At 66.3% G+C, this 18,823-nt stretch carries 15 protein-coding genes; 7 read left to right on the top strand and 8 right to left on the bottom strand.

Features of this window, described 5'->3' with window-relative positions; translation table 11 throughout:
• Positions 1–146 precede the first annotated feature (146 nt).
• Entirely contained in the window at positions 147–971 is an 825-nt protein-coding gene (locus tag OG474_RS31655; protein ID WP_405057264.1) for a MauE/DoxX family redox-associated membrane protein, read from the bottom strand.
• 13 nt (positions 972–984) lie between these two features.
• Positions 985–1,587, bottom strand: coding sequence for a cell wall protein (locus OG474_RS31660; RefSeq protein WP_405057265.1), 603 nt, complete (start codon positions 1,585–1,587; stop codon positions 985–987).
• A gap of 1,450 nt (positions 1,588–3,037) precedes the next feature.
• Between OG474_RS31660 and OG474_RS31665 the strand changes: the two genes are divergently transcribed.
• Positions 3,038–3,949, top strand: a complete 912-nt coding sequence (locus tag OG474_RS31665) for a TRM11 family SAM-dependent methyltransferase (protein ID WP_405057266.1) — start codon at positions 3,038–3,040, stop codon at positions 3,947–3,949.
• Between the two features lie 24 nt (positions 3,950–3,973).
• Here OG474_RS31665 and OG474_RS31670 read toward each other — a convergent pair whose 3' ends face one another.
• Both OG474_RS31670 and OG474_RS31675 read right to left on the bottom strand, forming a co-directional pair.
• On the bottom strand, positions 3,974–4,417 hold the full coding sequence (locus OG474_RS31670; RefSeq protein WP_405057267.1) for a MarR family winged helix-turn-helix transcriptional regulator: 444 nt from the start codon (positions 4,415–4,417) through the stop codon (positions 3,974–3,976).
• A gap of 46 nt (positions 4,418–4,463) precedes the next feature.
• Entirely contained in the window at positions 4,464–5,081 is a 618-nt protein-coding gene (locus OG474_RS31675) for a hypothetical protein (protein WP_405057268.1), read from the bottom strand.
• Positions 5,082–5,372: 291 nt separating this feature from the next.
• Here OG474_RS31675 and OG474_RS31680 point away from each other — a divergent pair, with 291 nt between their 5' ends.
• Positions 5,373–6,365 carry a TerC/Alx family metal homeostasis membrane protein gene (locus OG474_RS31680; RefSeq protein WP_405057269.1) on the top strand — a complete coding sequence of 331 codons (993 nt, stop codon included), beginning with the start codon at positions 5,373–5,375 and terminating at the stop codon, positions 6,363–6,365.
• A 105-nt stretch (positions 6,366–6,470) separates the two neighbouring features.
• Here OG474_RS31680 and OG474_RS31685 read toward each other — a convergent pair whose 3' ends face one another.
• Complete coding sequence (locus tag OG474_RS31685) at positions 6,471–7,715, bottom strand: MFS transporter (RefSeq protein ID WP_405057270.1); 1,245 nt, start codon at positions 7,713–7,715, stop codon at positions 6,471–6,473.
• Positions 7,716–8,424: 709 nt separating this feature from the next.
• Here OG474_RS31685 and OG474_RS31690 point away from each other — a divergent pair.
• From OG474_RS31690 to OG474_RS31710, 5 genes are read left to right on the top strand one after another with little or no spacing between them, the layout of a single operon-like run.
• Complete coding sequence (locus OG474_RS31690) at positions 8,425–9,435, top strand: ABC transporter permease (RefSeq protein WP_405057271.1); 1,011 nt, start codon at positions 8,425–8,427, stop codon at positions 9,433–9,435.
• A complete protein-coding gene (locus OG474_RS31695) occupies positions 9,432–10,379 on the top strand; it encodes a carbohydrate ABC transporter permease (protein WP_405057272.1) in 948 nt (315 codons plus the stop codon). Before OG474_RS31690 ends, OG474_RS31695 begins: the two co-directional genes overlap by 4 nt.
• 28 nt (positions 10,380–10,407) lie before the next feature.
• The gene (locus OG474_RS31700; protein WP_405057273.1) at positions 10,408–12,075 is read left to right on the top strand and encodes an ABC transporter substrate-binding protein; all 1,668 of its coding nucleotides are present in this window, start codon (positions 10,408–10,410) and stop codon (positions 12,073–12,075) included.
• 5 nt (positions 12,076–12,080) lie between these two features.
• Entirely contained in the window at positions 12,081–14,357 is a 2,277-nt protein-coding gene (locus OG474_RS31705; RefSeq protein ID WP_405057274.1) for a glycosyl hydrolase family 95 catalytic domain-containing protein, read from the top strand.
• Positions 14,358–14,389: 32 nt separating this feature from the next.
• Complete coding sequence (locus OG474_RS31710) at positions 14,390–15,403, top strand: ABC transporter substrate-binding protein (protein WP_405057275.1); 1,014 nt, start codon at positions 14,390–14,392, stop codon at positions 15,401–15,403.
• Positions 15,404–15,508: 105 nt separating this feature from the next.
• Here the strand turns inward: OG474_RS31710 and OG474_RS31715 are convergent, their stop codons facing one another.
• The 3 genes from OG474_RS31715 to OG474_RS31725 all read right to left on the bottom strand — a co-directional run bounded on the left by OG474_RS31715 (position 15,509) and on the right by OG474_RS31725 (position 18,727).
• Positions 15,509–15,922 carry a carboxymuconolactone decarboxylase family protein gene (locus OG474_RS31715; RefSeq protein WP_405057276.1) on the bottom strand — a complete coding sequence of 138 codons (414 nt, stop codon included), beginning with the start codon at positions 15,920–15,922 and terminating at the stop codon, positions 15,509–15,511.
• Between the two features lie 16 nt (positions 15,923–15,938).
• The gene (locus OG474_RS31720) at positions 15,939–18,032 is read right to left on the bottom strand and encodes a hypothetical protein (protein WP_405057277.1); all 2,094 of its coding nucleotides are present in this window, start codon (positions 18,030–18,032) and stop codon (positions 15,939–15,941) included.
• Between the two features lie 83 nt (positions 18,033–18,115).
• Positions 18,116–18,727, bottom strand: coding sequence for a hypothetical protein (locus tag OG474_RS31725; protein WP_405057278.1), 612 nt, complete (start codon positions 18,725–18,727; stop codon positions 18,116–18,118).
• Between the last annotated feature and the right edge of the window lie 96 nt (positions 18,728–18,823).

Raw genomic sequence — 18,823 nt, forward strand, 5'->3', positions numbered from 1 at the left:
TCCGCACAACAGGTGGCCCAAGGTGCTCGGCATGCGCTTTCCCAATTCGTCAGATCGTACGAGCATCCCGGCCTCGTCGCTAGATCGGGACAGCAGGAAGCCCCCGCGGAACTGATGCTCGATCAGTTCCGCGAGGGCTTGGGTAGCTAGCCGACCAGGCTCAGAAGCGCCGGCCGGTAGAGGGTTTGCCCTGACGTCTCGTCCACGACGGCGACGCGGACCGTCTCCGGGGTGGAATCGCCATGCGGTACGGCGAAGACGGCGGTCGCCGCGCGGCCGTCGTACCGGGCGGTGTAGCTGACGAACCGCCAGTCCTCTTCGTCCCAGTAGTCGCGGACGTCCGATCGGAGCAATCCGGTGACCGCGCGGTAGGCGGGGCTGAGGAGTAGGCGGCGTTCCGTGGCAGCGAGCGGTACGGCGTCGCTCGCGGTGCCGGCGAGTGGGTGACTGAGCCGGATGCGCAGTCTCCTGAGGGGTAGTAGCCAGTAGCGGTCGAGCTCGGGCGACAGTGCGACGAACGCGGCCGCTTCGGCGAGTAGGAGGAGCGTGGCCGGTCCGGCCGACCACCACCCTTGGGATGTCGTCAGTGCGGCCGCGGCAGTTGCTGTCAGCAACAATGCGCGTCCGATCGCACGTGCGCCCACGGGTTTGGCCGACGTACCGGTGCAGCCGCAGGAAGCTTCGGGGACGACGATCTTGGCGTAGATCAGGTAGCCGGTGAATCCGAGTCCGAGTGCTGTTGCCGCCAGCGCTTCTGCAGTCCAGGCGGGTGGACTCAGAAGCGCCAGCGCGAGGACCGCCTCGAGTACGCCGACGGCGCGATAGGCCGGTGTGGCCTTGTTCTCACCGAGGAGTTTCGGGAGGGCGGTCTTTTGGGCCTCCGCTGGGTTGGTCAGCTTGCCGTACGACGACCAGAGGAGGAGTAGTCCGATCAGCAGCGGCTGGGCGGCCGCCACTTGCTGTGCGAACATCGCGGCCCCCCGGTCAGTTCGCCGCGTAGATCGTCGCGATGTCGATCTCGTTCGTACCGGGTCGCCAGGCGCCGATCACCTGGACGTGCCGGCCGACCCGCAGCAACGACAGGTCCGAGATCGCCGGTGTGCCGTTGTAAACGGCCGCGGTGATCCCCGGCTGCACGTGGCCGAAGACCTTCTGGCCGAAGTGATCCAGGTTGAGTCCGCTGCGGCCGATCGAGTTGATCATCACGTCCAGGTTGACGATGTTGATCCAGACCGACTCTGCGGCCAGTACGCCGTCCGGCAGTTTGACGCCGCGCGCGTACAGGCCGTCGCCGATCATGGCCTGGTCGATCGTGGTCGGCTGGAGCTTCCAGACGCTCGTCACTCCGGTCAGCTGGATCTTGTGCTGCCGACCGTCGGATCCCTGTACCTGCAGGAGATCCTTGGTGCGTCCGGTGATCAGTCCTTCCGCGAAGTTGGGGTCCGGAGCGCCCGGATCCGGCACCTGCGCGGATGCCGCGAACGCGGCCTCCGGAGCCAGTGACCCCATCGCGCTCGCCGCGACCAGACCGGTCGCGCCGAGCGCCGCACGGGTGAGCAGAGCGCGTCGATCCATCGTTGTCGTCATCTCAGCTCACCTCATCCCACATCGATGCCGGCCGGGATCAACCCGGCGTTGAGACTGGCGATCCGCGTGAACGCCGCCGGGGTCAGATCGACCACCCGGTTGGACGCACACGTCCCTCCGCAGCAAGCGCGCTCACCACAGAACGACCGCGTCCGCGGCCCACAGTCCGCGATCGACGTGACCACCCGTGAGCCGTTGCACAGGTTGGTCGTCGCGTGCCGGAACCCACACGTCCTGCGGGATACCCCAGTAACCCCACAGTTGTCCGGCCGCGTGATCGCGTAGCAAGCGTCCGACGTGTTCGTCCACGCATGCTGGAAGTTCCCCGAATGACACGTCCCACAAGCACCGGTCCCGGTACTCGCGCAGGGTCCCCATGCGTTCCCGCAACAGAACCATGATGCTTCGCCGACAAGTCCGTACTGCACATCCATAACGTCCTCCAGGTCTAGGGGCGGTAAGACCTACAGGACCTCTTTGTACTCCTCAGATCAGAAATCTCCCAGACCTCGTGAGAAACGGAAACTTTTTGCCTAACGGTACTGAGGCGACCCGAAACACAGCCCGACAGCCCGAACAAGGTCAATGCGATCGCCGACCGCAGTCGAGCGCATGCGCGCGGTCGGTGGGGGAATGGGGGCGGCCGGTGGCTGGTCCCCGCTGCGGCCGGTTCGACTGAGACGGGTGGCTGAGGTGGTCTTCGGCTGAGGGGGATGGCGAGGCCGGTGGCCGAGGTTGTGGTTGCTTGGGCTTGTGGGTTGTGGTTGCTCCCGACGATCAGGAGGCTTGGTACCTGACCCGTCGCGGTGGTTGCTGCCTGCGCCCCCGGTCCACCGCTGCCCGCCGGCAGCACCCGGCGACCGATCCCGGCCACAATCCGGGGGCTTGAACAAGAACCAGTGGCCTTGAACAAGGTATGACCTGTCCACGCCCTCCGCTGAGTGTTCACATCCCCAACTTGTGGCCGTGGCGAGTGAACCCATTGTCGGGCTGGGGAGCGGAACCGCCCGAAATCGACCAGTAGGACTCCCCGGCCCAGCTCGCACCACCAACCCCCAGCCGCCCGCAGCCCACGATCACCAGCAACGGGAACCTTGATCGCGGACGGTGCTGCGGCCCCGGCCATAGCCCGTCAGCCCCAGGCAAGGTGAACGCGATCGCCGACCGCACCATCCCCCTCAGCCACCGCCCTGCCGCGCCCGACGGCTTCAGCGGCCGCCGGAGGCGGGCGATCCGCCTTTGTGGAACCCAGGTCCACCCAGCGACCACGATGTTCCACAAAGCGAGCTGCCGGCGATCGAGGCAGGTCGGAGCGGCTTTTGCGGGGATCTGCTGCCGCTCAGAGGCAGTAGATCCCCGCTGATCGACAAACTATGGGGTCGCGGTCGTGGTGGGGGAGCCTCGGTTCGACCTGTCCGCTTCGGTCGACGAGGAGCTCACTCTTCGTTGTGTGGAGGGAGCTGTTGACCTTCTGGCCGCTGAGCTCGGCGGCTTCGCCTCGGTGCGGGATGTTCGTTCCCATCGGGCGTCTGTCGACTGCCGGGTTCGGGGCGGTCTGCAGGAGATTTATGACTGCCGGCTGTACTCGTCGGCGGCGATCCGGCTGCCTGGCCGGCCCGGGGATGTGGACTTTCTCGTGCCCCTGCAGGAGTCCGGGCTGCTGGCGGGGGAGGGGGCGTTGGGGTTTCGGGTGGCGCCGTTCGAGCGTGAACTCGTGGAGTTGATCGAGCGGCGGCTGGGGTGGAAGAACGATCCGCGCGGCTGGACCGTGAACGTGACCGACTCCGAGCAGGGGTGGGTTGCGGAGCTCGGGCCGTTGCATTGGCCGCAGCGGTTCGGGCGGTCGGAGAGGTTGCCTTGGGCTACTAATCCGGTGGTGGCGGAGGTGATGGTGCGGCTGGCGAAGATCCGGGACGGCCAGCGGGTGCTGGATCCGTTCTGCGGCTCGGGAACGTTGCTGGTGGCGGCGAGCAGGCACGCGCACGGCGTACAGGTCATTGGTTCGGATTGTGTCGCTGGGTCGGTCGAGCTGGCTCGGCGCAATCTCGGCAGCGCGAGCTTGAGCGTCGGGCTCGCCGAGGAGTTGCGGCACCCGGCTGGAAGCGTGCATCGGGTGGTCTCGAATCTGCCGTTCGGGAAACGGGTCGGGAGTCACCGGGACAATCAACGGCTGTATCCGGCCGCTCTCGGTGAGATCGCGCGCGTGCTCACCGAGGACGGTCGGGCGGTTCTGCTGACCGAGGACAAGCGGTTGTTTCGTGAGTCCGTGGCCGGCGTTCGGGGGTTGAAGATCGTGCGTGAGCGGCTGCTCCGGTACAACGGGGCGACGCCGACCGTCTTCGTGCTGATGCCGACCAGGTGATGAAGGTCAGCAGGGGCAAGCTCTTCAGGTGGCGGTGCGCTGGGCCTCGACCACGAAGCGGAAGTCCGCGAGGAACCGGTCGTAGGCCTTCGGGCCGAGCGACTGCCGGTGGCGTTCGCCGATCTCGGCCATGATCCGGTCCGCGGCCAGCGCTTCGGCGCGGCCGCGGTCGGTCGGGAAGATGAGCTTGGCGCGCCGGTCCTCAGGGTCGGGGCGACGCTCGACGTACCCGAGAGCCTCGAGCTCGTCGAGGTTCTTGCCGATCACCTGCTTGTGCTGACCGGACAGCCGGGACAGCTCGGTCGCCCGGATCCCGTCCGCGCGCAGATATGCGAGTACGGCGCCGTGCCGCGGAGAGATGTCGTCGAAGCCCTGCTCGTGCAGGCGGCGAAACAGTTCTCCCTGTACGGAGAACAGGAGTCGGCCCGCGAGGACGCCCAGATCGGTCGACGCATCCCTGCGCTCCACCACTGCCTCCTCGATTGGTTGGATGGGAACCCTACAAGACCGGATGTCAGCGACGGGTGAGGTCGCGTCCGAGGACGTCGCGCAGATGTACCTCGATGAACACGCGCAGGTAAGGGTCTTTTGCCAGGTCGGCGAACGCATCCGCCAGCTTGTCGTCGGGCGCTTCGGTGAGATGGATGATCCGCCAGAGGTTGAGCGGATCGTCCTCGGGCCCGGCGACCGAGTGCTCGACGTGAAAGATCGGCTGCCCCTGGCCGGCCGTGAGGATCCGCCCGTCCGGCGTCTCGAACCGCTCGGCCCCGACGAAGAACGCACGCCGGTTCGCGTGGTCCAGCCGGACGTGCTCGATCACGGTCACGAACTGCGCCGGATCCGCCCACAACCGCTGATCCGACACCCGGGTGAACTCCTCGATCTGACCGTGCCACGTGCTCGGAAACTTCTCCGCACTCGAAGGCCGCACCACAGTCGGAATGTACTGATCCGGGGCCGCGGCTTTCCGGGTTTCCATGTCCCACAGCTCGGCTCCGGTGTACGAGAACGCGGGCTGTACGTCGTACCGCGCACGCAGCACCTCGTTCACCCGCACCGGCGGCAACTCTACCGACGTCGTCTCCGGAGCACTCCACGCCTGGACGATGATCGCCTGATGGTCAAAGTTCATGATAGTCATCATAGGTGACTAAATCCTGGAAGACCAGGACTGGTATTGAGGACTGTATGCGGTATACGATCACTGAGAGCGCGCCGGTTGTGACCTGGTGCACGGTGGAAAGCATCGGTATCGGATAGAGTCGGCGTGTTTGTGGAGGGGAGTATTCCGCAACGGCAGTGTCGTCATCACGGGAGGCCTGGGCGGCCGAACCGGTGCTGCCGGCCTGGAGAGATCCAGGCGGAAGAGACCTCCGGACCAATGTAGTCTCACGCGTCCGGAGGATCACTCATGGTTTCTGTCATGCCCCCACTTGTCTGGGTGCTCACGATCGCCGGTCTGCTCGCGATCGTCGCGTTCGATCTGATCGTGATCGCGCGCCGGAATCACACCGTGACGATCAAGGACGCGACCCGGTGGGTGCTGTTCTACGTCGGGCTGGCCGCGCTGTTCGCGATCGGGCTGTTCGTGTTCAGCGGTGGGAAGACCGGCGGCGAGTTCGTCGCGGGCTACATCACCGAATACAGCCTGAGCGTCGACAACCTGTTCGTCTTCGTCATCATCATGGCGCGGTTCAGCGTGCCGGCGCTGGCGCAGGACAAGGTGCTGTACATCGGCATCGTGGTGTCGATGCTGCTGCGCGCGGTCTTCATCCTGGCCGGTGCGGCCGCGATCTCCGCGGCCAGCTGGGTGTTCTACATCTTCGGCGCGTTCCTGGTCTACACCGCGATCAAGCTCGCGATCGAGGGCGAGAACGACGAGGGTGACTTCCAGGAGAACGCCGTCCTGCGCGGCATGCGCCGGATCCTCCCGCTCGGTCACGACTACGACGGCGCGAAGCTGGCGACCCGCGACGAGAAGACCGGCAAGCGGCTGCTGACCCCGCTGGTGATCGTGATCTCCGCGATCGGGATGGCGAACGTGATCTTCGCGCTCGACTCGATCCCGGCCATCTTCGGGCTCACCCAGGACGCCTACATCGTGCTGACCGCGAACGCGTTCGCCCTGATGGGTCTGCGCCAGCTCTACTTCCTGATCGGCGGCCTGCTGGAGCGGATCGTCTACCTGAACGTCGGCCTGTCGGTGATCCTCGCGTTCATCGGGGTGAAGCTGATCGTGGAAGCGTTGCACGGTTCGCACATCGACGACATCGGCGCGATCCACCTGCCGCACATCGGCATCATCACCTCGCTGAGCTTCATCGCCGCAACCCTGTTCGTCACCACGGTCGCCAGCCTGATCAAGTCGTCGTACGACGCCCGCCGCGTCCCGGTGAAGATCAAGATCGAAGACTGAGCGGACCTGCACCACTGACTAACTCCGGCCGGAGGTCCCGGGCCACGCTCCCGCGAGCGGTAGGCCGCCCGGGCGGGCGAGGTTAGTCAGTGGTGGCGGTCCGGGTCAGACGCGATCCAGGTCCGGCGCCGGTGTCCGGAGGCGGGCGAAGAGGGCTGGGATGGGGGCTAGGAGCAGGCCGGAGGCGACTAGCGCGGTGCGGAGGCCGGCTCGGCCGGCGAGGGCACCGAGCGGGGGACCGCCGGCGACCTGGCCGATCGCGTTCGCCTGCGAGACGAACGAGATCACGGTGGCCCGCGAACGCGACTCGACGTTGCGGTTCAGCCAGGCGGACTCGACGGGCCAGGACAGGGCGTCCGCGATGCTTCGGAGCCAGACAGCCGCCAGCGCGAGCCACAGGTTGCCGAGCAGGGCAAAGGCCAGTACGCCGATGACCTGGAACAGCGCGAGCAGTGCCAGTACGCCGTTCGGGTGGGCGGCGGTCAGGCGCTCGGGCGAAAGCCGGTTCAGGATGAGTGAGCTGATCAGGGTGAGCAGTGTGCCGATCAGCCCGAGCACGGTGAACCAGAACGCCGGATCCGAGGTCCCGAACACGGTTGGGAACTGGAAACTGAGGATCTTCACCTGCCACAACCGGTCGAACGCCTCACTGGACAGCCCGGAGATCAGGCTGATCAGCACCAGCGTGCGGACGACCGGACGCTTCCGCGCGACCGCGAAGCCGTGCTTGAACGTGTCGGCCATCTGCTTGAACGTCTCCCGCTCACTGGCCGGCGTTCGATGGAAGTTGACCTCCCGCATGAACACCGCGAGCAGGACGGCGAGCACGATCATCCCGATCCCGGACAGCTTGATCGGCAGCGACAGGTCGAGCAGGCCGAGCGCTCCGGCGGAGATGGTGCCGAGGATCGTTCCGCCGAGGCTGAGCTGCTGCGTGCGAACCAGTACGCCGGCCACCTGGTCGGCGCCGACCTCGTCGGCCAGCCAGGCCTGATCGGCGCCCGAGGTGAACGTGTACCCGATTCCCCAGAGCACTTGCGCCCCGAGGATCGCCAGGAACGTCGGCGACAGCCCCTGCAGCAGGAATCCGCAGCCGATCAGCGCTACGCCGATGACGATCGAGAGTCGCCGGCTGTAGAGGTCGGCGACGATGCCGGTCGGGATCTCGAACAGGAAGCAGGCGAGCTCGAGGGTCGTCCCGACCAGGACGAGTTGGAGCGGGCTGAGGCCCGCATCCCGGACGTAGTAGACCGCGCTGAGCGTGAAGCAGAGCGCGGCGCAGAACGCCCAGACGGTCTTGTAGGTGCGATAGGTCCGGACCGGATCGGCCGAACGATAAGTAGTGCGCATGAAGTGGTCGCTCCTGAGCGTGACGGGGCACGGCCCGGGACTGGGCCGATCGCGGCGTGACGCACAACGGCTGCCTGCCAAGGGGTCCGGACCAAACCGGTCCCGCGATGGCGGCTACGGAGGTGCGCTTTCAGGAGCGAGATCGCATGACGGGATCGTAGCCGGATTTCCGGCGCGTCCGCCTCGCATTTACCCGGCCCGATGCTCCGAACCGGAGTAGTATCGAAAGTGCCTGGCCCGGCCGTTCCCCCGTGATGGTCGGGTCAGGTCTTGTCGTCAGAAGGTCCTCCGGTAGCAGAGCTGCCGTTCGACGACCGCTGACCACCCTCCGCGCGCCGACGGTAGTTGGCGTCCGCCAAGTCTTGACATGGGTCGGGGAACACGATTGACTGCGAGATAGTTCACAAGGGTAATAAATACTGGTGCGGTCCGGTGTCGGTGGCTCAGAGCGACCCCGGGTGGCCCGAAGTGGTGCCCCGGTCCGATGGGAATTCGCCGTCGGGCCTGCTGGTGTTTTCCTTGTTGGTTGCCTCGGGCAACGCGGGTTTTCCCTTGCCTGCAAGAGATCAGACCTTTTCGGTCAAGGTCGGGTATCGACACCGTCGGTGACTCTTCCGCCGGCGGTCGTTCTGTGTCATCCTCCCGGTGAGTGAGGCGAAATCCTATCGGATATCGGTTTCACTCCGATCGGTGACGGAAAGGATGCGGAGTGAGTGCAACGTACGAGGTGCGGGACAACGAGTCGGCGGCGCCGCCCGCGCCGGCTCCGGCGAAGGCGGTGAAGCCCACCCGTCTGGCCAGGCCGAGTCAGTGGACGCAGGCCCGCCGAAGTCTGCGCCGGCACTGGCAGCTCTACCTGCTGATCGTCGTGCCGCTCGCGTACTTCGTGATCTTCAAGTACATCCCGATCAGCAACGCGGTGATCGCGTTCAAGGACTTCAGCCCGATCAAGGGCGCGTGGGGCAGCCCGTGGGTCGGATTCCACAACTTCGAGCTGCTGTTCCAGAACCCCGTGTTCTTGTCCCTGGTGAAGAACACGTTCTTTCTCGCCGGCTACACCGTGCTGGCGAGCTTCCCGATCCCGATCATCCTGGCCATCGCGCTGAACGAGATCCGGGTCGGGGTGTTCAAGAAGACGGTGCAGCTGGTGACGTACGCGCCGTACTTCATCTCGACCGTGGTCGTGGTGTCGATGACGATCCTGGTGCTGTCGCCGCGGCTCGGGTTCGTGAACGACGCGATCGGGTTGTTCGGGGTCCCGGCGGTCGACTTCCTCGGCAAGCCGGACTACTTCCGGCACATCTACGTCTGGTCCGACGTGTGGCAGACGACCGGGTACTCCGCGGTCATCTACCTGGCGGCGCTGTCCGGGATCGACCCGGCACTGCACGAGTCGGCCCGGATCGACGGCGCGAGCCGGCTGCAGCGGATCCGGAACGTCGACCTGCCCGGCATCATGCCGACCGCGGTGATCATCCTGGTCCTCGGCGTCGGCAACATCATGTCGATCGGGTTCGAGAAGGCGTTCCTCCTGCAGAACCCGCTGAACACCGCGCAGTCCGAGATCATCGCGACGTACGTGTACAAGACCGGCCTGCTGAACGCCGACTTCAGCATGGCGACCGCGATCGGGCTGTTCAACTCCGTCGTCAACCTCGTCCTGCTGGTCGTCGTGAACTTCGTCGCCAAGCGGATCACCGGAAACGGACTCTGGTCATGAGCATCACGTTGCAAGGATTCCGCCGTACGGCGAAGCAGCCGTCGAGCACGTCCAAGCGGACGGCGATCGAGGAGACGCGCGGCGACAAGATCTTCCTGGTCGGCGTCAAGATCATGCTCTGGCTGGCGTTGATCGTGGTCGCGGTGCCGCTGATCTACATCGTGTCCAACTCGTTCAGCAGCCCGGCCGCGGTGAGCAGCGGGCGGGTGCTGCTCTGGCCCATCGAGCCGGGGATCAAGGCGTACCAGACCGTGTTCGCCGACCCGCAGATCATGCGCGGGTACATGAACTCGTTGATCTACGCGGTCGGTGGCACGTTGATCAGTGTCACGCTGACGATCGCGATCGCGTATCCGCTCTCGCGCCGCACCTTCTACGGGCGCAACGTGATCATGAGTCTGCTGATCTTCACCATGCTGTTCTCCGGCGGCCTGATTCCGACGTACCTGGTGGTGCAGGACCTGGGCATGCTGAACACCCGGTGGGCGATGGTGATCCCGAGCGCGATCGGGGTCTGGCAGGTGATCATCGCGCGCACGTTCTTCCGCTCGACCATTCCGGACGAGCTGCACGAGGCGGCCACCATCGACGGGGCGAGCGACCTGCGGTTCCTGTGGTCGATCGTGCTGCCGCTGTCGAAGCCGGTGATCGCGGTGATCGCGCTGATGTACGTGATCTTCCAGTGGAACAGCTACTTCGACGCCCTCATCTACCTCAAGGACCCGGGACTCTACCCGCTGCAGATCATCCTGAGGAACATCCTCATCCTCAACTCGACCACCGGGTCCGCGGCCGACATCGCCCAGAACCTGGAACGTCAGCAGCTCGCGAACGTCCTCAAGTACGCGCTGATCGTCGTCTCGACACTGCCCGTACTGATCATTTACCCGTTCGTCGCCCGCCACTTCACCAAGGGCGTGATGGTCGGCGCGGTCAAGGGCTGATACAGCCCCCTGAGAAAGGAACACAGCAATGCGCTCATCCGTGAGCAAGGTCGCGGCCCTGACCGCGGCCGCCCTGCTCGCCCTCGTGGCGTGCAGCTCGGACAAGACCGAAGGGGCGGCGAACGAGACCTCTGCCGACGGCAAGGTCGTCATCGACACGTTCGGCCCGCAGGGTCCGGACGACAACTGGGACACCAACCCGGTCAGCAAGATCATGAGCGACAAGTTCAAGATCCAGTTCCGCTGGCAGACCACGACGTACGACGCCGGCGCGGCCAAGGAGAAACGTCAGATCGCGCTGGCCAGTGGCGACTACCCCGACCTGTTCATGCTGATCCCGTGGGTCGACGGCTTCTCGCAGGCCGAGGTCCTCAAGCTGGGCACCCAGGGCGTCGCGCAGCCGCTCGAGCAGCTGATCAAGGACAACGCCCCGAACATCCAGAAGCAGCTCGACTCGAACAAGACGCTCAAGGAGATGTCGACCGCGCCCGACGGTCACATCTACGCGCTGCCGCAGTGGTCGGACTGTGTGCACTGCACCTACCCGGACAAGCTGTGGATCAACAGCGCCTGGCTGAAGAAGCTCAACCTCCAGATGCCGAAGACCACCGAGGACCTGCGCAAGGTCCTGCAGGCGTTCAAGACCCAGGACCCGAACGGCAACGGCAAGGCGGACGAGATTCCGCTGACCACCGACGTTCAGGACAGCAGCCTGATGGGCTACCTGATGAACGCGTTCGCCTACAACCCGGTCGGCGCCAACAACGGTAACCGTTCGCTGCTCGCGCTGAACGGCGACAAGGTCGTCACGCCGGTCAACACCGACGCCTGGAAGGAGGGCCTGAAGTACATCAACTCGCTGTTCAAGGAAGGCCTGATCGACCAGGCCGCGTTCACCCAGAACGCGCAGGCGCTGCAGGCCCAGGGCAACAACCCGAAGGCCGTCGTCCTCGGGTCGGTCCCGGTGCTCTACCCGGGCATCTTCGTCCAGCTCGGCTCCAAGGACGGTCGCGACAAGCAGTACGACGCGGTGCCGCCGCTGACCGGGCCTGACGGCAAGAGCTACACGGGCTACAACTACCCGAGCTCGACCGGCTACACCTTCATGCTGACCAACAAGGCCAGCAAGGAGGCACAGGTCGCCGCGATCAAGATGCTCGACTACATCTACAGCGACGAGGGTCGCAAGATCGCCATCATGGGCCCCGAAGGGGTCGGCTACTCGGCGCCGCGTCCTGGTGACATCGCGCTCGACGACAAGACCAAGGTCGACTACTACCGCTTCACCGAGTCCGAGCACAAGAAGAACATCTCGTGGGACGCGATGGCGCAGTACAACGTCACGCTGAACTACCGCAACCAGCAGGCCGTGCCGGCCGACGTCTACTCCGACGCGGGCCTCGAGCGGCGGCTCTACCAGGAGACGACCAAGAAGTACGTCGGTCACGAGGACAAGTCGCTGTGGTTCCCGCAGACCTCGGTCTGGCCGGACCCCAGCCTGAGCGGTGAGCTGGCCACCCTGCAGACGAACCTGGGCACCTACGTCACCCAGAACCAGCTCGCCTTCATCACCGGGTCGAAGAACATCGACACCGACTGGGACGCGTTCGTGAAGGGTCTCGACAGCACCGGGATGCCGCGCTACCTGGAGATCAACCAGCAGGCCTACGACAAGTACAAGTCCGGGAGCAAGTAGCACTCATGTCCCACGAACTGTGGTTCCGTACCCCCGCGCCGGACTGGTTCGAGGCGTTGCCGGTGGGCAACGGGCACCTCGGAGCGAAGGTGTTCGGCCGGGTCGGTGCGGAGCGGATCGCCCTGAATCTCGACGACGTGTGGTCCGGCGACGGGCCGCGCGAGCTCGAGGTGACGGGCGGTCCGGAGGCGTTGGCCGACGTACGGCGGTTGTTGCTGTCCGACGGTGATCGGTTGGCAGCGACCGAGCGGACCCGGGATCTGCAGGGTCCGCTGGTCGAGTCGTACCAGCCGCTCGCCGACCTGTTGATCCGCACGGTCGGGGAGGCCTGCGACTATCGCCGGAGCCTCGACCTGCGGACCGGCGTGGTCGGGGTCGACTACACAGTGGCGGGGACGCGGTTCCGGCGCGAGACCTATGTGTCCGCGCCGGACCAGGTGCTGGTCTGGACGATCACGGCCGACCGGGCCGGAGCTGTCGATCTGGACCTCGGCCTGGAGAGTCAGCATCCGATCAGCGCTTTCGTTGCTGACGGCATCTATGGTGCTGTCGGTCGCGCACCGTCGGAGCTGACGATCGAGTATCGCGAGAGCCCGGATCCGATCCAGTACCACGACGGTCATGGGATCGGATTCGGGATCGCGTTGCAGGTGCATCATGACGGCGGTGAAGTCACGCTGTCGGACGACGGGATATCCGTGCGTGGATCCAGCAGTGTGACGGTGTTGCTGGCCGCTGCGAGCACGTTCGCCGGGTGGTCGGTTCCGCCCGGTCGCGATCCGCGGACGGCGTTGCGCGCGGCAACCGACGTACTGGCTGCGGTTGAGCTGGACAAGCTGCGGGAGCGGCATGTCGAGGATCATCAAAGCCTTTACCAGCGGGCTGAACTGCAGCTCGGGGCAGCTGGCGAGCTGCCCACCGATGAGCGGATCAAGGCGGTCGCTGCCGGTGGCAACGATCCGGACCTGGTCGCGCTCACCTTCAACTTCGGCCGCTACCTGTTGATCGCGTCCTCGCGACCCGGGACGCAGGCGGCCAACCTGCAAGGCATTTGGAACGAGGATCGCCGGCCGATGTGGGCCAGCGACTGGACCAACAACATCAACACCCAGATGAACTACTGGCCCGCGGACGTGACCGGGCTGGGCGAATGCTTCGAGCCGTTCATCGACCTCCTTGAGGGCCTGGCCGGGTCGGGTGCCGACACGGCACGCATCCTGTACGACGCCCCTGGGTGGGTGTCGCATCACAACTCCGACATCTGGCGTGCGACCTGGCCGGTTGGTGCGGGAGGTGATGATCCGGTCTGGGCGATGTGTGCGACCTGTGGGGTCTGGATGGCTGCGCACCTGATGGAGCACTACCGCTTCGGTCAGGACCTGGAGCTGCTGCGGGATCGGTCCTATCCGCTGATCGCGGGTGCGGCGGAGTTCGTGCTGTCGATGCTCGTGGAGGACGGTGATGGTCGACTGCAGTTCGTTCCGTCGACAGCGCCCGAACATCATTTCGTCCTGCCGTCGGGGGAGAAGGCCTCGGTCGACCTGACCTCGACGTTCGACATCTGGCTGATCCGTGAGCTGTTCGCCAACCTCGCCGAGGCCGAAACCGCGCTGGGGTTGAGCTCCGAGCTTCAGAAGCGCGCCCAAGCGGCGCGGGAGCGGTTGCCGGAGATCGGGATCACGCCCGACGGCCGGCTGCACGAGTGGCCGACCGACTGGACGCCGTCCGAGATCAACCACCGACACCAATCGCACCTCTACGGCCTGCACCCCGGCGCAGAGATCGACCCAGCCCGTACGCCGGAATGGGCGGAAGCCGCGCGGCGATCGCTGACGGTCCGGACCGATGGCGCGACCAACGGCGGCTGGACCGCGGCCTGGCTGGTGGCGTTGTGGGCCAGGCTGTTCGAGGCGGAGAAGGCGTCGGAGGTCATCCAGGACTACCTGGCTCGGCTGGTGTCGGACAACCTGTTGCACCGTGACGGCGACATCTTCCAGATCGACGCGAACTTCGGCATGACCGGCTGTATCCCGGAGCTGCTGATCCAGAGCCACACCGACGTGATCCGGCTGCTGCCGGCACTGCCTGCTGCGTGGCCGGACGGGTCGTTCCGCGGGTTGCGCGCTCGCGGCGGCCTGGTTCTCGACGTCAGCTGGCAGGGCGGACAGTTGACCGCCGCCTCGGTCGTTGCCTCGCGCACCGGACTGCACCGGATCGCCTTGCCGGACAAGGAAATCGTTGTAGACCTCGCAGCAGGGCGGCCGGTGGACCTGATGAGGTGAGGCTAACCAAACTTGTTGTAGTCTCAATGTTCGTGAAGAAACTCATGGGAGTCGTCGTGGCGGCCGCCGTTCTGGCGCTGGCCGGCTGTGGCGGAAGTGACACGAAGAGTGCGAACACCGGCGCCGGTGACACCGAGGTCGCGACCGGCGGGCGGCTGTTCAAGACCGCCGACGCCGAGACCGCGAAGCTCGGCTCGGACGCCCAGCCGGGAGTGTTCCCGCGGACCGTCAAGCACGCGCTCGGCGAGGCCAAGCTGGACAAGAAGCCCGAGCGGGTCGTGGTGCTGGACAGCGGTGAGCTGGACGATGTGCTCGCGCTCGGTATCACGCCGGTCGGGATGGCGACCAACACCGGGCAGAACGGCGTCCCGTCGTACCTGGCGGACAAGGCGCAGGGGATCAAGACCGTCGGTGGGGTCAGCGAGCTGAACCTCGAGGCGATCGCGGCCCTGAAGCCGGACCTGATCCTGGGCAGCAAGCTGCGCGCCGCCACCCTCTACTCCAAGCTGAACGCGATCGCGCCGACGGTGATGAGCATCCGGCCCGGGTTCCCCTGGAAGGAGAACTTCCTGCTGGTCGCGGACTCGGTCGGCGAGGAGACCAAGGCCACCCAGATCCTGAACGACTACCAGAAGCGCGCCGACGAGGTGAAGGGCAAGGTCCAGGGGCCGCCGACGATCTCGCTGGTCCGGTTCCGTCCGGCCGAGATCCGGCTGTACGGGAACCTGTCGTTCATCGGCGTGATCCTGAAGGACATCGGCCTGCCGCGGCCGAAGGTGCAGGACGTCCAGGACCTCGCGGTCGAGGTCTCCGAGGAGAACATCGGCCAGGCCGACGGCGACTGGATCTTCTACTCCAGCTTCGGCCCGATCACCGGGACCAAGGAGTCCCAGGTCGTCAACGGCAACCTCTGGAAGGCGCTCCCGGCGGTCAAGGCCGGTCACGCCAAGCGCGTCAACGACGAGGTCTGGTTCCTCGGCCTCGGCCCCATCGGCGCCATGGCCACCCTCACCGACCTCGAATCCCTCCTCACCACCCAGAGCTAACGTCCGAAAGAACCGCAGGCGTGGTCTCCGGATCTTCGGACGTTGTTGAAGGGGCGCGCGTAACGTCCGAAGGAACCGTAGGTGGGGTCTCCGGATCTTCGGACGTTAGGGGGTGACGGGGAGGAGGCCGCGGTCGGCGAAGACGCGTTTGGCGACAGTGATGGCGTTGAGGGCTCGTGGGAAGCCGGCGTAGCCGGCGGCGTGGGTGAATGCTTCGACGATCTCGGTGGGGGTGAGTCCTACGTTGAGGGAGGTCTTGATGTGGACCTCCAGTTGGGGCTCGCAGCCGCCGAGGGCGGTCAGGATGCCGAGGGTGACCAGCTGGCGTTGTTTTGGCTCGAGTTGCGGGCGCGCGTAGATGTCGCCGAAGCCGAAGGCGACGATGTGATGGGCGAGCGCCGGCGCGATGTCGCCCAGGCTCTCCATCACCGCGGGGGCGTCGCCGCCGTCGATGGTGCTCATGACGGCGAGCCCTCGCTCGTACCGGGCCTGCTCTTCGGGGCTGTTGATGTCAGTCATGCCTCCGAACATAGCCTCATCTGATCGGCTGCCAATCGTCGAAGGTGGTCGCTCCTGGGACTGACTGGACGCGGTGGAGGATGCGGCCGTCGGGCTGGCGAATGACCAGGTCCAGACGGTTGTCGGCGCGGAGCTGGGCCACCGGGTCGTCTGCTGCCGACCCGGCGAGGGACGACCAGGCGGCGAAGGCGCCGTTGTCGGTTTCCTGCTGAGTCCACCAGATGCTGCCGTCGGCCGCACGGGCGAACATGGCCAGGCGACGTCCGGCCTGCTCAACCAGTACGGCGTCGTTGGCCGGCCCGGCGCCTAGGCTGGTCCACGGGGTGAAGCCGGTGGCTGTCTGGACGGACCGGTAGACGACGGAGAGCGGGCCCTCCCAGCGGCGCGCTACGAGCACCAGCCGGCCGTCAGCTTGGCGGGCGACGGATGGTCCGCCGTCGAAGGAGGGGGAGCCTCCCACGACCTGCCAGCCTGCCCACGAGGTACCGGTCTGCTGATTGAACCAGACCTGGCCTCCTGCCTCTTTTGCCGCCCGGGCGAACAGCACCAGTGACCCGTCCTGGTTCGTACCGATCACGGGCTGACCTGCCGGGCTGGCGCCGAGGTCCTGCCAGTTGCTCGCGAAGGCGCCATTGGGCACCTGCTGGGTGGTCACGTAGACCCGGGAGCCCGGTGCTTCGTTGCGCCGAGTGACGACGACCAGCCGGCCATCTGCCGTCCGCCCGGCGATCGGGTCGGCGGCACTGGCCGACCCGGCCAGCTGACTCCAGCCGAGCTGGCTACCGTTCGGTGTCGATTGCAGGCTCGACCAGACCGACCCGTCGTTCGCGCGGGAGAACAGCGCGACCCGGCCGTCGGGCTGCCGTGCCGCGACCGGTCGCCCGGCCGGGCTCGCGCCGAACTTGGTCCACGGTCCGGCCGCGGTCGAACTCCACACATTCGCCTCACACCGGCTGGCGGTGTGACCGAGCACGGTCAGCCGGCCGTTCTCCTGCGTGACCAGTTCCGGCTTGGCCCCACTGGTGAAAGCGAGCGGAGCCTGCGCGTGCGACAGCCGGTACGCCCAGTAGTTGCCGCCGGGCGGTTCGGTCGCGAAGTAGACGTCGATCTCGGAGCCGTCCGCGATCATGCCGTACGCGTTCCGCACGATGCCCGAGTTGTGGTTGTACCTGAACCCACTCTGGCACTCGTTCAGCCGGCCGACCACGCTCCAGGCGCCGGTCCCGGACCAGATTGCGGAGCCGGCGATCCGGTTGATCTCGGTGTCCGACTGGACCCGCTCGTTGAAGCCTCCGGTGTCGCGGGACACCAGGAACTCGTCCCGCGCCGCGTCGTACACGAACGACGCGTTGTGCAGCCACGGCGCGCCGTTGGGCTCCGGGGTCAGGCCATCGGTGGGGAGCTCGACGCGTGAGCCGATCTTCGGGTTGTCGGCGTCGCTGAGGTCGATCTCACGCCGCACCACATTGGCCACACCGCTGTAGAACACGAGCAACCGGCCGGCGCCGTCGATCGATGTGACACTCGGCTGACCGACTCCCCAGCTGCTCAGCGGGCCGTCGGTCGCTCGGTCGAGCAGTGCCTTGCGGCTGAGTTTCCACGGCCCCTGTGGCTGGTCGGCGTACGCGACACCGATCACGTTGACCGGGTCCGCGTTCGGGTACTTGCCGAGGTCCGGATAGCCCAGGACGAACATCGCCCAGGGATACGTGTGGCCGCCGTACCGGAAGGAGCCGCGCACCACCTCGGGATCGCAGATGTGGTTCGACGCCCAGAACGGTGTGTCCGGCGCCTGCGGGTCGAGGGGGAACTGGACGGCTCCCCAGGAGTAGGTGCCGTCGGTGCGGCGGGTGCCGTAGTTCATGCCGACGTGGTCCCAGGTCTGGCCGGACACCCGATTGGCACAGGTGTAGACCATTCGCTCGGTCGGTGAGAGTTGCACGACCGAAGGTGCGTACATGTAGTACGACCCGTCGCCAGGCGGAACCGGTACGCCGGCATTCGGCGCGGCCTGCGGATTCCAGGTACCGGCGGGCTCGGCGGCGCGGGCAGGGAGAGCGAACTGGCCGGCCAGCAACAGTGCGACGAGGACCACTCGGGCGAGACGCATACGCACATCGTCAGGGGAGCGGCTGGTGACCACCACCGTTTCAACGCTGGGTGAAACCTGACGTAGGTGAAACCTGAAGTGGGTCAGTCCGGTACGCGGCCGCGGTCGGTCACCGGGACGTCCGGTGCATACCGGGCGACGGCGGCCACCAGGTCGTCGTACGGCATGGCACGTCCGATGACCTCGTGTGAGCCTGGCCAGGGTCGTGACGGGCCCCAGGCCTTGGAGCTGCGGGGGAGTGCTTCGTCGGCGTGCAGCAGCACGACGAGATAGGGCTCCCACTCCTCGTCCTCGGCGCTCCCGAACGGGCGCTCGATCCGGCAGATGCCGCGCACCTCGGCCCAGCCGACCGTGCGCGGTTGCGTACCGCCGAGGTGGACACCGACCGAGTCGATGGACAGCAGTACGTCGTCCTCGTCGGCCTGCTGGCGCTCCTCCAGCGCGGTGATCGCGCCGATCAGCAGCAGGAACGGCATCCCCAGCGCGAAGATCAGCGGACTGCCGCCCCACGACAGCCAGATCGTCTCCAGGCCGTCGCGCACCGAGTCGCCCTGAGCACGCGCGATCACCACGGCGAGCACCGTGATCAGGATCTCGGCGCCGACCAGCAGCGCGCAGAACAGCAGCATCGTCTTGGTGGTGCCCAGCCCATGTCGCTTGACGACGAACGGCTCCACACTTTGATCAGGCGGCATACCCCGCATTGTCAGTGTTATCCCCCCAAGGCACCAGAGCTCTCACACATGTCTAATCACTTCGGCGCCGATCGGTCGTCCGCAAGGATGAAATCC

Origin of the sequence: Kribbella sp. NBC_01505 (genome assembly GCF_045040285.1) — a bacterium.
Lineage (GTDB): Bacteria > Actinomycetota > Actinomycetes > Propionibacteriales > Kribbellaceae > Kribbella.